Source organism: Pseudomonas sp. WC2, assembly GCF_050586545.1.
Classification (GTDB): domain Bacteria; phylum Pseudomonadota; class Gammaproteobacteria; order Pseudomonadales; family Pseudomonadaceae; genus Aquipseudomonas.
Window position 1 is genome coordinate 18,938 of the sequence record NZ_JBOBDR010000024.1, and the last position, 13,241, is coordinate 32,178.

At 60.6% G+C, this 13,241-nt stretch carries 11 protein-coding genes; 10 read left to right on the forward strand and 1 reads right to left on the reverse strand.

The window, feature by feature from the left end:
• Positions 1–141 precede the first annotated feature (141 nt).
• The gene (locus tag ACQ4OE_RS23930) at positions 142–1,839 is read right to left on the reverse strand and encodes a sulfatase-like hydrolase/transferase (RefSeq protein ID WP_430948126.1); all 1,698 of its coding nucleotides are present in this window, start codon (positions 1,837–1,839) and stop codon (positions 142–144) included.
• A 389-nt stretch (positions 1,840–2,228) separates the two neighbouring features.
• On the opposite strand from ACQ4OE_RS23930, the gene ACQ4OE_RS23935 reads away from it, so the two are divergent.
• Genes ACQ4OE_RS23935 through ACQ4OE_RS23980 form a run of 10 tightly spaced genes read left to right on the forward strand, consistent with a single transcriptional unit; the run spans position 2,229 to position 13,231 of the window.
• Positions 2,229–3,581, forward strand: a complete 1,353-nt coding sequence (locus ACQ4OE_RS23935) for a UDP-glucose dehydrogenase family protein (RefSeq protein ID WP_430948127.1) — start codon at positions 2,229–2,231, stop codon at positions 3,579–3,581.
• Positions 3,578–4,636 (forward strand): NAD-dependent epimerase, encoded by a 1,059-nt coding sequence (locus tag ACQ4OE_RS23940; protein ID WP_430948128.1) that lies wholly within the window; start codon positions 3,578–3,580, stop codon positions 4,634–4,636. Before ACQ4OE_RS23935 ends, ACQ4OE_RS23940 begins: the two co-directional genes overlap by 4 nt.
• Complete coding sequence (locus ACQ4OE_RS23945) at positions 4,633–5,379, forward strand: sugar transferase (RefSeq protein ID WP_430948129.1); 747 nt, start codon at positions 4,633–4,635, stop codon at positions 5,377–5,379. Before ACQ4OE_RS23940 ends, ACQ4OE_RS23945 begins: the two co-directional genes overlap by 4 nt.
• Positions 5,379–6,026, forward strand: coding sequence for a CpsD/CapB family tyrosine-protein kinase (locus ACQ4OE_RS23950; RefSeq protein ID WP_008084477.1), 648 nt, complete (start codon positions 5,379–5,381; stop codon positions 6,024–6,026). Before ACQ4OE_RS23945 ends, ACQ4OE_RS23950 begins: the two co-directional genes overlap by 1 nt.
• A gap of 21 nt (positions 6,027–6,047) precedes the next feature.
• A complete protein-coding gene (locus tag ACQ4OE_RS23955) occupies positions 6,048–7,073 on the forward strand; it encodes a polysaccharide biosynthesis/export family protein (RefSeq protein WP_122592374.1) in 1,026 nt (341 codons plus the stop codon).
• Between the two features lie 16 nt (positions 7,074–7,089).
• Complete coding sequence (locus ACQ4OE_RS23960; RefSeq protein WP_122592375.1) at positions 7,090–8,682, forward strand: Wzz/FepE/Etk N-terminal domain-containing protein; 1,593 nt, start codon at positions 7,090–7,092, stop codon at positions 8,680–8,682.
• Positions 8,679–9,770: a glycosyltransferase family 4 protein gene (locus tag ACQ4OE_RS23965; protein ID WP_430948130.1), complete on the forward strand. Its 1,092-nt coding sequence runs from the start codon at positions 8,679–8,681 to the stop codon at positions 9,768–9,770. The genes ACQ4OE_RS23960 and ACQ4OE_RS23965 overlap by 4 nt, the downstream gene beginning before the upstream one ends.
• Positions 9,767–11,137, forward strand: coding sequence for an O-antigen ligase family protein (locus ACQ4OE_RS23970; RefSeq protein WP_430948131.1), 1,371 nt, complete (start codon positions 9,767–9,769; stop codon positions 11,135–11,137). The genes ACQ4OE_RS23965 and ACQ4OE_RS23970 overlap by 4 nt, the downstream gene beginning before the upstream one ends.
• Complete coding sequence (locus ACQ4OE_RS23975) at positions 11,134–12,102, forward strand: glycosyltransferase (protein ID WP_430948132.1); 969 nt, start codon at positions 11,134–11,136, stop codon at positions 12,100–12,102. The genes ACQ4OE_RS23970 and ACQ4OE_RS23975 overlap by 4 nt, the downstream gene beginning before the upstream one ends.
• Positions 12,095–13,231 carry a glycosyltransferase gene (locus ACQ4OE_RS23980; protein ID WP_430948133.1) on the forward strand — a complete coding sequence of 379 codons (1,137 nt, stop codon included), beginning with the start codon at positions 12,095–12,097 and terminating at the stop codon, positions 13,229–13,231. The genes ACQ4OE_RS23975 and ACQ4OE_RS23980 overlap by 8 nt, the downstream gene beginning before the upstream one ends.
• The last annotated feature ends 10 nt before the right edge of the window (positions 13,232–13,241 follow it).

Sequence of the window (13,241 nt, forward strand, 5' to 3'; positions counted from 1 at the left end):
CACCTCTATCGCGAGCTGCCGAATCACCTCTACAGCGTGTGAGCCGGAGCCCGTGACCCAAGAGATCTGAGGCCGGTGGTGTTTGAACCGGCCTCATCGCTTGCAGGGCAAGCGATAATGCCAGTCCAGCCCACAAAACCCTTACTGCCCGGAAGCCACACTCGCTGGCGCCTGCGACGGCGTGACAATGCTGCCCAGATCAATGTGTTTCCACTCAGGCTTGGCCCCCAGCCGAGCATTGAAGCGATAGTTGAAGGTGAATTCATCCGCCGTCGGCACACTCAACGGTTTGCCATACAGCGCCTCGATCCCCGTCAGGTCGTAGCCCATCAACTGCAGCAGCGTCGGGAAGATGTTGTAGTGGCTGGAGCGATCCTTGTTCGCTGCCAGTTGCGCCGACCAGTCCAGCGTCTGCAACTGGCTGCCCTGGATCACCACCAGCGGCACCAACCCTTCTTCCTCCACCGGGTCGCCGCCGCAATGGGTATTCAAACCGGGGTTGCCGCGTTCATGCAGATCCTGGCCGTGATCAGAGGTGTAGATCAGCAGCGCATTGTTGAGACGAGCCTGGGCGAACACCCGCGCAAAGAATTCGCCGACGTTCCACAGCACAGTGTTCTTGTAGGCGTTGCGGTACAGCAGCCAGTCATCCGGCTGGCCATTGAAGCCGGTGCGCTCGCCGGTGTCGGCGACTTCGGTGAACTGCCCGCGCGGCAAGGTCGGGCGGTAGGCCATGAACGCATCGGGGTATTTGTCGTGTACCGGGAAATGCGCGCCAACCTTGTTGATCACCACCAATTCGGCCTTGTCGTCGTTGAGCAACTCGATCAGCTTGGCAGCTGCCGCCATGTCGCGATCGCGCACACTGGTCTGGTCGAATTGCACGAACTCATCAATGTCCTTTTTCTCGGTGTCGGTCATCAGGTTCTGCAGATTGCCAGCGGTGCGCTGGGCGTCGATGTACACGGTGCGCAGACCGGCCTTTTTTGCGTACTGCCAGATCGACGGCAACGTGCTGTTGATGCGCATGTAATCGGCGCGCGTGCCGCCGTAGCGCAGGGTGACGTTGGTGTCGGCGCTGCAGTTAGCGATGGAGGCGGCATAGCCGTAGTTGAATATGTCGACACCCGCCGGCGCCTGCTTGAGGTTGCTGTGCACGCCGAACGGTGCGTTGATGTCCAGGTAATTGCCGGAAATGCTTTCGTCGATGATCAGCACGATGTCATGCCCGACGGTTTGGGGAGCACGCGCCAACGTCACCGGTTCACGCGGGCCGACGGTGTTGTGCAGCGCCTCATAGGCAAACAGATTCAGGTACGCCAGCGGCGTGTACATGATCGGCAAACCCCGGGCACCCTCGCCCGCACGTAAAAACAGCACCGCGCTGAGCAACAACACTCCACAAACGGGAGCCGCTACGCGCAAAGCGTTCGGCACAAACAATCCGTGCCGGGGTTTGAGGCCGATGGCGAACAACAGCAGCAATCCGCTGAACAGCCCGTGCAGGATCGCGTCGCGGTACTGGTAAGCCGCCTCCTGAATGAAGCCACCCGAGTACACCAGCGAGACAAAACTGCTGTAGCTCAGGTAATCCGCCGTGACGCGCGTGTAGACGTCGAAAAAAACTGCCGAAGCAAACATCGCCAATGCGAATAGATGCCGAATCAGCGCTTGGCGAATATAGGCGGTTAGATATAACGCTAAAGTAAGCGCCAAAAACATCGCGCCAAAAAGAAGTACAGCAAAACCGAGACCGATAGCATTTAACCGATCAATGTAATATTCGGAATAAAGAAGCAAATAACCAATTAAAAGCACTTCTTTAGCGTATTTGAACATGGCGATTCCGGTCGCGCAAAACGGCTGCGAGTCAAAGGTTTGTCGGTCAGAACCTGACACTAGCACCCGGCCATCAAAGCGCAAGAATTGACTGTTTTTTTTGCAAAGCGTCAAAAAACCGGTGACTCAAATCTGACACACGGCAGACGCCACAAGCCTTTAAATCAAAGGCTTTCGACCGTTTATCGCTTATTTTAAATCTGAACAAATCTGCAGAATTCGAACAAATTCAATCGCAGCAATGACTTGATGGCCAATCGCCAAAAAACGCTCAAGTGTTATACAGATGCAACATGTCATTTTGCTGACACGCTTTCCAAACCCTGCGCTATACCCCTTTTACAGTTTTCTTCTGAACTTCTTCTTTTCGCTCTATCGAGGGTGCGCAGATGGACGTGAGCGTATTTGGCACAGGCTATGTTGGATTAATACAAGCCGCCGCACTTGCCGATGTCGGGCACCGGGTTTTATGTATTGATATTGATTCGAACAAGATTAAACAGCTACAACAAGCTGTGCCGCCGATTAGTGAACCGGGTTTGTCCAGCACACTGGAAGAGAACATCAAGGCCGGGCGTCTTTTGTTCAGCACCCAGGCCAGCGACGCGGTCGAACACGCCGAGCTGATTTTCATCGCCGTCGGTACGCCAGCCGATGAGGACGGTTCGGCCGACCTCAGCCACGTCCTGAATGTCGCCCGGCAAATCGCTTCGCACATGGAGGCCGATCGCACCCTGATCATCAAGTCCACGGTGCCCGTCGGCACGGCGGATCAGGTGCTGGCCGCGGCCAACAGCGAACTGCTGCAGCGCGGCAAAAGCGGTTTGAAAGTGCGCGTGGTCTCCAATCCCGAATTCCTCAAAGAAGGCAGCGCCCTCGCCGACTGCATGCGCCCGGACCGGATCATCGTCGGCACACTCGACGACGACGCCCGCGAGCAGATGGCTGAGCTGTACGCGCCGTTCTGTCGTAACCACGAAAAAATCATGTTCATGGACAACCGCAGCGCCGAACTGACCAAGTACGCCGCCAACGCGATGCTCGCCACGCGCATCAGCTTCATGAACGAGCTGGCCAACCTCACCGAGTTGCTGGGCGCCGATATCGAAGCGGTGCGCAAAGGCATCGGCTCTGATCCGCGCATCGGTTACCACTTCATCTATCCGGGCTGCGGTTTTGGCGGTTCGTGCTTCCCCAAAGACTTGCGCGCGCTGCTGCACACCGCCGAACACAACGGCATGCCGCTGAAACTGCTGCGCAGCGTCACCGACGTCAACGACCTGCAGCGGCACATCCTGTTCAGCAAACTGAAAGCGCAATTCCCGCAAGGGCTGGCCGGCAAATCCATTGCGATCTGGGGCCTGGCGTTCAAGCCGAATACCGATGACATGCGCGAAGCGCCTAGCCGCTATCTGATGGATGCGCTGTGGGCCGAGGGCGCCAGCGTGCAGGCTTACGATCCGGAAGCCATGTCCGAATGCCGGCGCCTCTACGGCTATCGCAACGACCTGCACTTGTGCGCCACCCGCGACGACACCCTCGAAGACGCCGACGCCTTGGTGATCTGCACCGAGTGGAAAAATTTTCGCGTGGTGGATTTCGAATTGCTCGCCAGCAAACTGCGCTCGCGGGTCATTGTCGACGGCCGCAACCTGTACAACCCGGAACACGTCGCCGCCGCCGGCCTGCATTACAGCGGCATCGGCTTGCGCCATATCGCCCCAGAAGGCGTGCGGCCATGAAGATTCTGGTCACCGGTGCCGCCGGTTTCATTGGTGCCCATTGCGTGTTGCGGCTGCTGCGCGACGGGCATTCAGTAGTCGGCCTGGACAATTTCAACGCCTACTACGACCCGCAACTCAAGCATGATCGCGTGCAGTGGGTGCGTGAGCAGGTTGGCGATTTCCAGCTCGCCACGGTTGACCTGGCCGACGCCTCGGCCATCGACGCGCTGTTTGCCCGCGAACGCCCGCAAGTAGTGATTCACCTCGCCGCGCAGGCCGGGGTGCGTTACTCGCTGGACAATCCACGAGCGTATCTGGACAGCAACCTCAACGGTTTCCTGAACATTCTCGAGAGCTGCCGCCATCACCCGGTCGAGCACTTGATCTATGCCTCGTCGAGTTCGGTGTATGGCGCCAACCAGCACACGCCGTACTCGGTGAAGGACGGCGTCAACCACCCGCTGTCGCTGTACGCCGCGACCAAGAAAGCCAATGAACTGATGGCGCACAGTTACAGCCACTTGTTCGGCATTCCTTGCACCGGTCTGCGCTTTTTCACCGTGTACGGGCCGTGGGGTCGGCCGGACATGTCGCCGATCCAGTTCGCCCGGGCGATCAGCGAAGGCACGCCGCTGAAGCTGTTCAACCACGGCGAGCATCAGCGCGATTTCACCTACATCGACGACATCATCGAGAGCATCGCCCGCCTGATCGAGCAACCCCCGCAGGTCAATCCGCAGTGGGATCGCGAGCAACCCGACCCGGCCAGCAGCATGGCGCCGTGGCGCTTGTTCAACATCGGCGGGCAGCACCCGGTGGAACTGAAAACCTATCTGGCCCTGATGGAAAAACACCTCGGCCAGAAAGCCATTGTCGAGCTGCTGCCGCTGCAACCGGGCGACGTGCTCAACACCTGCGCCGAGGCCAGTGATCTGGCCCAAGCCACTGGATTCCAGCCGTGCATCGAGCTGGACGAAGGGCTCGGCCGCTTCGTCGCGTGGTTTCGCGACTACTACCCACTGCCTATCGCCCAAGCGCCGCGCGCGGCTGAAGTAATGCGGAGGATTCCATGACTGGACATGAGAAAGGTGTACCGATCCTAGAAATGCGCCGCGACAAGCGCGTTGATCCCGAGCACCGAATGCGCCTCGACGCGGCGATCCATCGCCAAGGTCGCGGCTGGTTCACCGGGCGCGACGGCGGTCGTCCGTGGCAGCTGTCGCGCACCAACCGCGTGGTCGCCTGCCTCGGCGCACTGACGATTTTGCTGCTGATTTCGCCACTGTTGATCGGCCTGGCGCTGATCATCAAGTTCACCAGCCAGGGGCCGGTGATGTTCGTGCAGAAACGCACCGGCTATCGCGGGCGCAAATTCGGCATGTACAAATTCCGCACCATGGTCGCCAACGCCGAAGAACTGAAAGAGTCGTTGCGCCACCTCAACAAGCACGGTGCCGACGCCATCGATTTCAAGATTGACCAGGACCCACGCATCACCGGCATCGGCGGTTTCCTGCGGCGTACCAGCCTCGATGAACTGCCCAACCTGATCAATGTAGTGACCGGCGACATGCGCCTGGTCGGCCCGCGTCCGACCTCGTTCAACGCCTATCGCTACAAGGACAATCACCTCGCGCGTCTGGCGATCTACCCCGGCATGACCGGCCTGTGGCAGATCTCCGGACGCAGCAATATCGACTTCGACCAGCGCGTTGAGTTGGACCTCAGCTACATCGCCGAGCAGAGCCTTCTGCTTGATCTGAAGATTCTGTTGAAAACCCCCTTCAAAGTATTCAGCGGCCACGGAGCAAGCTAATGGACGGTTCAACCAACAAAAGCCTGAGCATCGCCAATCCCAGCGAATCGAACCTGACCTCGACCGTGCTGGATCTCGATCTGCGGATCCTGTTCCTGACCGCTGCCAACCCTGGCGCGGGGACCACCACCAGCGCACTGGCGCTGGCCAGCCAACTGGCGCAAATGAGCAGCGGCCAAGTGCTGCTGGTCGACGCCAGCCAGTCGGCCAGCAACCTCACGCAGCAGTTGAATTTAAGCAAGGAGCGCGGCCTGCGCGACCTGCTGTTCAACCCGGACAACCCGCCGCTGTTGCAGGATTGCGTGGTGCAGGTTTCCAGCCTGCCCTTCCACGTGCTGCCCAATGGCCGGCCGATCCGCACCATGGAACACCTGACCGCCGAGCGCCTGAGCCCATTGCTCGATCAACTGGGCAGCCAGTACCGCTTCGTGGTGATCGACGGCGACGCGGTGTATTCCGCCGCCGACACCCTGGTGATCAGTACTCAGGTCGATGGCGTGGTGTTTGTCGTCCGCGCCGAAGACACCCGCTGGGAAGTCGCGCAAGCCGCCGTGCAACGCCTGACGCAGGCCGGGGCAAAAGTGGTCGGTAGCGTGTTCAACCGGCGCAAGTACTACATGCCCAAATGGCTTTACAAAAACCTCTAAGCGAACGCGAAGGAAGACGCCATGAACGCCAAGATTCTTGTGCTGCTGATGCTGCCGCTTGCAGGCTGCTCGAGCACCTCCGAAACCCAGAACATGCCGGTGAATATCCTCACCGCCACCCCGGCCAACGCCCAGGCAACCGATATGCCGAAGATCGAGCAGACCCTGCGTCCGCAGGATGTGCTCGACGTGATCTTCCATATCAGCACCAGCGGCTCGGACGCCTACCGCGTGCAGTCGGGTGACCAGATCGGCCTCAACTTCACCGCCGCCAGTCAGCTCAACGGCAATCAACTGGTGCTGCCCGACGGCACCATCGAACTGCCGGGCGCCAACACCTCGGTGAAAATCGCCGGGCTGACCAGTGATCAGGCCCGCGAAGAAATCCAGCGTGCCTATCAGCGCAAACAACTGTTCCAGCCCAACCGCAATCAGCTGACCGTGCAGATCATCAGCCCGCTGACCAATGAGGCCAACCTGAAAAGCGCTCTGAATCACCCGGCCACCGGCATGAGCCGCGAGATCACCGTCGGCACCGACGGCTACGCGAGCTTCCCGGAAATCGGCGCCGTGCCGCTGCAAGGCATGACCGTCAACCAACTGGAAAGCTTCCTCAACAAGAAGTACGCGCAACTGCCGGGCCGCATGACCGTGGACGTGCTGCTGAAATCCACCGCCGGCAACGAAATCTATGTACTGGGCGAAGTCGGCCAACCGGGTTCCTACCCGATCCGTCGGCCAGTCTCGGTGCTTGAAGCGCTGACCCTGGCCCGTGGCACAAACGTCAAGGCGCGCCTCGATTCGGTGGTGATCATGCGCCGCAACGGCAATCAGGTGAAGGCGGTGCGTTACGACGTCGAGAAGGCCCTGTCGGGCGAGGCGCCGCAAATCGCCTACCTGCAACCGGACGACATGCTTTACGTACCGAAAACCAAATTGGCCAGCGCCGGCGAACTCGCCCGTCAACTGGCCGACGTGGTGCTGTTCCAGGGCGTCGGGTTCAGCTTCGGCTACCGCGTCGACAACAAAGACAGTGACAGCAACTAACTCTCAGGTGAACGACATGAACCCAAAGGAAAACTACCTGCACGAGTTCTTCAGGATCTTCTTCGCCAACAAGCAATTGGTGAAACGGGTCTTCCTGATCTTTGCAGTGATCGCCCTGCTCCTGCCGCTGCTGCTCAAACAGAGCTTCGATATCACCGCGCAGGTCATCGTGCAGTCGAAAAAACTCTCCCAGGGTGACGCCACCACGTCGCTCACGGTGGACAACGCCACCTTCATTCCGCCGTCGCTGGCGGACATGGAAACAGAAACCAACATCCTCCGTTCGCCAGCGCTGATCCGGCAGACCATCAGTGAGCTGCGCGACAAGGGTGAATACACACCTTCGCCGGGCATCTTCAGCAAACTGGTGGCCGAGCCGTTCAAACGCTACGTCAGTTCGCCACTGCGTCAGTACGTGATCAACCCGGTGCGAAACACGCTCGGGCTGGAAACTGATCCGGTGCGGGACACTGCACTTGATGCATTGACCCAAGAAGCCATCGACAAACTGAAAATCGAGACCCTGCCGGGCTCCAACGTGATCTCGATCGTCTACAGCTTCCCGGATCCGCACCAAGGCACGACGTTTGTCAGCGCCCTGCTGCAAAACTATCTGGTCAGCCGTCAGGCCCTGCAATCGATCGACCTGCCGCAATCCTTCTACGAAACCAAGAAGCACTTGTATCAAGTGCGTCTCGATGGCCTGGAAGGTAACCGTCAAGCCTTGCTGGAAAGCGTCGGCGCGTCGGATCCGAAGGAAGAAATCACCTTTCGCCTCAACGCGATCAATACCGAAGAGCAAGCGCTGAACCTGTATCAGGATCGCCTGCTGCAGAGCCAGCGCTGGCTCGAATACCTGAAGACCGCACTGGCCGCCGCGAGCACCAACAAGCTCAACGATTACACCTTCCCCTACACCTTCACCACCACCGTCGACAACGTGGCGTTCGAGGATCGGGAGATCAAGCAAATGGGCGAACAACTGACCACTCAGGTCAGCCGCTACATGAATGATCTGGCGGTGTTCCAGCCTGGCAGCGAACCGATGCTGCTGACCCGCGAGCAAATCGCCCGCACCCGTCAGCAGTTCCTCAAAGTGGTGAGCAACCGCATCCAGGAACGCACTAACGATCTGACGGTGGTCAAGCAGGTGATCGACCAGAAAACCGCTCGCATCGCCGAGTTCAAGAACCGCATCCACGAGTTGCAGCAGACCCAGAGCAAGCTGCGCCAGATGGACACCGAGATCGATGCACTGCACGCCGCGTTCTCGACCTACGCCCAGCGGTTCGCCGAAAGCACCACCACCCGTTCGCTCAGCGACGATCTGTCCAACGCCCGGGTGCTCAGCCCGCCGTTCGAGCCGACCGAAGCGGCGTTCCCGAAACCGGGCCTGATCATTCCGTTCGGCATGCTCACCGGTTTGCTGCTGGCGATTGCCTTCGTCTATGTGCGTGAGTTCTTCGATCACCGCTTCAAACACCCAGCGCAAATCAGCCACGAGCTGGGCGTGCCGGTGCTGCTGGTGATCAACGACCAGAACGCGCTGCCAGGTAATCCGCACAAGAGCTGGACCGTACCCAGCCTGATGCACTGGGTGCGCAATTGAACATCGCTTCCACCCCGAACGCCGCGCTGCCGATCATGCATTTGCTCAGCAGCGGCGGTTTCTATGGGGCCGAGCGGATGTTGCTGGATCATTGTCTGGCGACGCCAGGACAGCATCAGGTGCTGTTCCTTGATGCGCCGCCAGACCTGATCGCGCGCTTTCGCGAGGCCGGGGTGGATTGCCGGGGTTGTGCCGGGCTTGGGGAATTGCTCCGGCACTTGCGTCAGCGTCGCGCTGAAAAGCCGTTGATCAATACGCACAATTTCAAAGGCCTGCTGTTCGGTTGGGTCGGCGCAACGCTGTTGCGCCTGCCTCTGGTCATCACCCAGCACGGCTTCACGCCGCGCAGTCGCAAGCAGAAGTTCTACACCTGGCTCAGCCTGCAACTGTGCCGCACCGCGTCAGTGGACCGGGTGGTCTGCGTGGCGGAAAGCATCGCCGCGCTGCACCGTCAGGCCAGCGTCAACGCGGAGAAGCTGCAGGTGATTCCCAACGGTTTGCCGGCCGCTGCTGCGCTGGTGCCCGACACCGATCGGCAGCGCTGGCTGGCCGGTTACGTTGGTCGTTTGAGCAGTGAGAAAGGCCCGGATCTGTTTCTCGATGCATTGATCCCGCTGTGTCATCAGCATCCGCAACTGGATGCGGTGATGCTCGGCGACGGCCCGGAACGCGAGGCGTTGCAGGCGCGAATCGACAACGCCGGCTTGCAGCAACGCATCCGTTTGCCCGGTTACCAGATCGCCATGAAACCGTGGTGGCAGCGACTCGATGCGCTGGTGATCAGCTCACGCACCGAAGGCACGCCGATGATTTTGCTCGAAGCGATGCAGGCCGGGGTGCCGGTGGTGGCGTTCGGCGTCGGCGGCATTCCCGATGTGCTGGAACACCGGCACAACGGCTTACTCGCCACACCCGCCGAGAGCGCCGACCTCACCCGCCAGCTCGACACCTTGCTGAGCGAGCCGAAACTGGCCCGTCAGCTGCGCGACAACGCAAAACGCACGCAACAGGATCGCTACGACCTCAAGGCCCTGGCCGAACGCTGGTCGCAGCTGTACATCCGCACGGCACGGGAGGCACGCGCATGATTTTCCCGCTCTCGATCGTCAGTTTTCTTGGATTGGCCTGCATCGCTTTGCTCGCCAGCCCTTATCCGTATCTGGCGCCGGGAGCGGTGCTGGGTCTGGTCGGTTTCGCGGTGCTGTACCGCAAGCCGACCTGGGGCCTGCTCGGCATTGCCGCGCTGGTGCCGTTCGAAGGCTTCTTCAAGGACACAGCGTTTTCCGGCAGCAAGTTGATCGGCGCCTCGCTGGCGGTGATCCTGATGCTGCAACTGGCGCTGCACCAGATTCCTTCGGATCGGCTGCGCAGCAACCTCTGGCGTTATCTGGTGTGGTTCATGGTTCTGTACTTTTTGAGCCTGCTCAACACCGATGACCTGGGCATGTCGCTGGGGCACCTGCGCGAGCTAAGCGTTGGCCTGATCCTGTTTGTGATCACCCTGCTGATTGGTCGTGAGTTGAACCTCGATCTGTTCGCCCGCCTCGTCACCCTCGCCGTCAGCACCACCTGTGCGATGGCGATGTTTTCGGCCAGGTTTCAGGATCAGGGTCGTGCGGCAGGCTTGCTCGAAGACCCCAACGCATTCGCCATGCTGATCGCTTTCGCGGTGCCGATGGGCCTGTTTCTGGTGATCCGCAGCCCCAACCTGCTGCACCGGTTGTTCTGGGGCGGGTGCTGCTTGCTGTTGCTCGGCGGCATGACCAAAACCGAATCGCGCTCGGGCCTGGTGGTGTTGGCCTTGAGCCTGATGATCGGCTGCTGGCATTACCGCACGCAACTGACGCACATTCGGCCACGGCATCTGGGTTTCGCCATGCTCGGCGCGGCCATTGTGATTCCGTTGGCGATCTATGCGATGCCAGCCGGTTACATGGCGCGCATCCAGTCCCTGAGCATTCTCAGCGCCGGCTCCAAGGCTCAGGACGAATCCCTTGGCCGCCGCGCCTCGTACATCGTGGTCGGCAGCCAGATGATTCGCGAGAACCCGCTGCTCGGCTCCGGCCCCGGCACGTTCCCGCTGCATTACGCGACCACCGGTTACGCCAAGGCATTCTCGGCCAACCGCAAGATCGGCGACCTCTATCGCCGCGCGCACAACACCTATCTGGAAATCTTCAGTGAACTCGGGATTCCTGCCGGGCTGTTGTTTGTCGGCATGCTTGCCCTCGGTCTGTACAACCTGATTCGCGCGCGGGCGGCGTGGATGCTGCGCCGCGATGCGTATCAGGCGGATCTGATGACGCACCTCGGCGTGAGCTTTCTGTCGCTGACGCTGTTCCTGATGTTCCTCAGCGCACCGAACCAGAAATACGTGTGGATCATGCTCGCGTTGACCTGGGTCCTGCGCCTGAAAGCCGAGCAAGCGCCGCTAACCACGGAGGCCCGCGCATGAGCCGGATCAGCATCGTCATCCCGATGTTCAACGAGGCCCGGCACATCGGCCGCACCTTGCTCGCCGCGCAGAAAGCCGCGCACGCGGCCAATGTCGAATGCGAGCTGATCGTGGTCGACAACGGCTCAACCGATCAGGGCCCGCACATAGCCCGCCAGTTCGGCGCGAAAGTGCTGGTGCTGCCAGGATTGCTGATCGGCGCCCTGCGCAATCGCGGCACGGCCATCGCTACCGGTGAATGGCTGGCGTTCATCGATGCCGACATTGAAATGCCCGAAGACTGGTTGCGCCAATTGTTCGACATCGAAGCCAGCGGCCAGGCCGATGTCTTCGGCCTCGATCTGCACACCCCCGCCGAAGCGCCGTGGTACGCCACCGCATGGCAGCGCCGCACCCTGCGCCCGTCCGCCCACACCAGCAACGTCGTCGACTGGCTGCCCAGTTCCAATCTGCTGATGTTGCGGCGCTGGTTCGACAAGATCGGCGGTTTCAACGAAACCCTGCGCACCGGCGAGGACAAGGAATTCACCCTGCGCCTGCGCGAACACGGCGCCCGGCTGCTGTCGGTCAACGAAAGCGTTGCGCTGCATTGGGGTTACGAAATGAACTGGCGCGAATGGATGGGCAAGGAATTGTGGCGTCAGGGCAGTCATCTGCAACTGCTGCGCAGCCACGGCTTGAGCCTGCGTTTGCTGCGTTTTCCGATGTTCTCCCTATTGGTCTGGCTGCTGGACTTTCTGGCGATCTCGGCGCTGCTCGACGGTTTCCCCCATCACGCGACTGTCATGGTGCTGCTGACACTCGTTCCGGGGCTGGCGCTGAGTGTGCGGCAGAGCGCCAAACACCGGAACCTCTGCCTGACCGTGCAACTGTGGGGGCTGCATCACGTACGCCTGCATCTGGCCGGTGCTGCATTCATTTTGAGTCTGTGTCATTGGAACGCCAGGAGGCCTGCCCGTGGCTGAATTCATTTTCTGGACATGCCTGTTGCTGCCGGTCTACGCCTACATCGGCTACCCGCTGCTGCTGACCCTGATCGCGCCGCTGTTCCCCGCCTGGCGCCACACCCCGGCACCGCCGCTGAACGTCAGCATCGTGATCGCCGCGCACAACGAAGCGCGGCATATCGAGCACAAATTGCGCACGTTACTGGCCCAGGATTATCAGCCCGCGAACTTGCAGATCATCCTCGCCAGCGACGGCTCGACCGACGACACCGTGGCCTGCGCGCACAAGGTCGTCGACCCGCGCATCACCATTCTCGACCTGCCACGCCAAGGCAAAGCGGCGACCCTGAATGCCGGCGTAGCTCTGAGCACCGGCGACATTCTGGTGTTCACCGATGCCGACAACCAATGGTCACGGGAAACCCTTGGCTACCTGCTCGCGCCGCTGAATGATCCGCAGGTTGGCGGCTGCGCCGGGCACATGGTGATTCCGGTCACCGGCGGTGGCTTGAGCGTTGGCGACAGCCTCTATCGGCATTACGAAGGCTGGTTGCGCCGGGTCGAGAACCGCACCGGTTGCATGGTTTCCGCCGACGGCGCCCTGCTCGCCCTGCGCCGTGAGTTGTTCCAGAACGTGCCGGCGGAGGTCAACGACGATTTCTTTATCAGCACCTGCGCGCCGGTCGCGCACAAGCGCATCGTTTATGTGCCGGAGGCGCAAGTCATCGACCACGGTGTCGATGAGGCGGACAAGCAATTTCGCCGTCGTCAACGGGTCACCGTGGGCGGCTTGCAGAGCCTGGCCCAGCGCCGCGAGCTGCTCAATCCGCTGAAATATGGCCTGTACTCGATCGCATTGATCAGCCACAAACTGATCCGCCGTCTCGCGCCGATCCTGTTGCTGCCGTTGCTGCTGAGCAACTTTTGGCTGTGGGACGACCATGGTTTCTATCGCCTCGCCCTGATCGCGCAATTGTTCGGCTACGCCATCGCGATTGCCGGACTGCTGGACTCGCAACACCGCTTGCCCAAACCCTTCCGCCTCGCCGCGTTTCTGCTGGTCACCCTTGCCGGGATGAGTCTCGGCCTGTGGCAGTTCCTGCGCGGCCAGCGGTATGCCCAGTGGAATCCGGAACAGAACCGTTAAAAGGACTGAA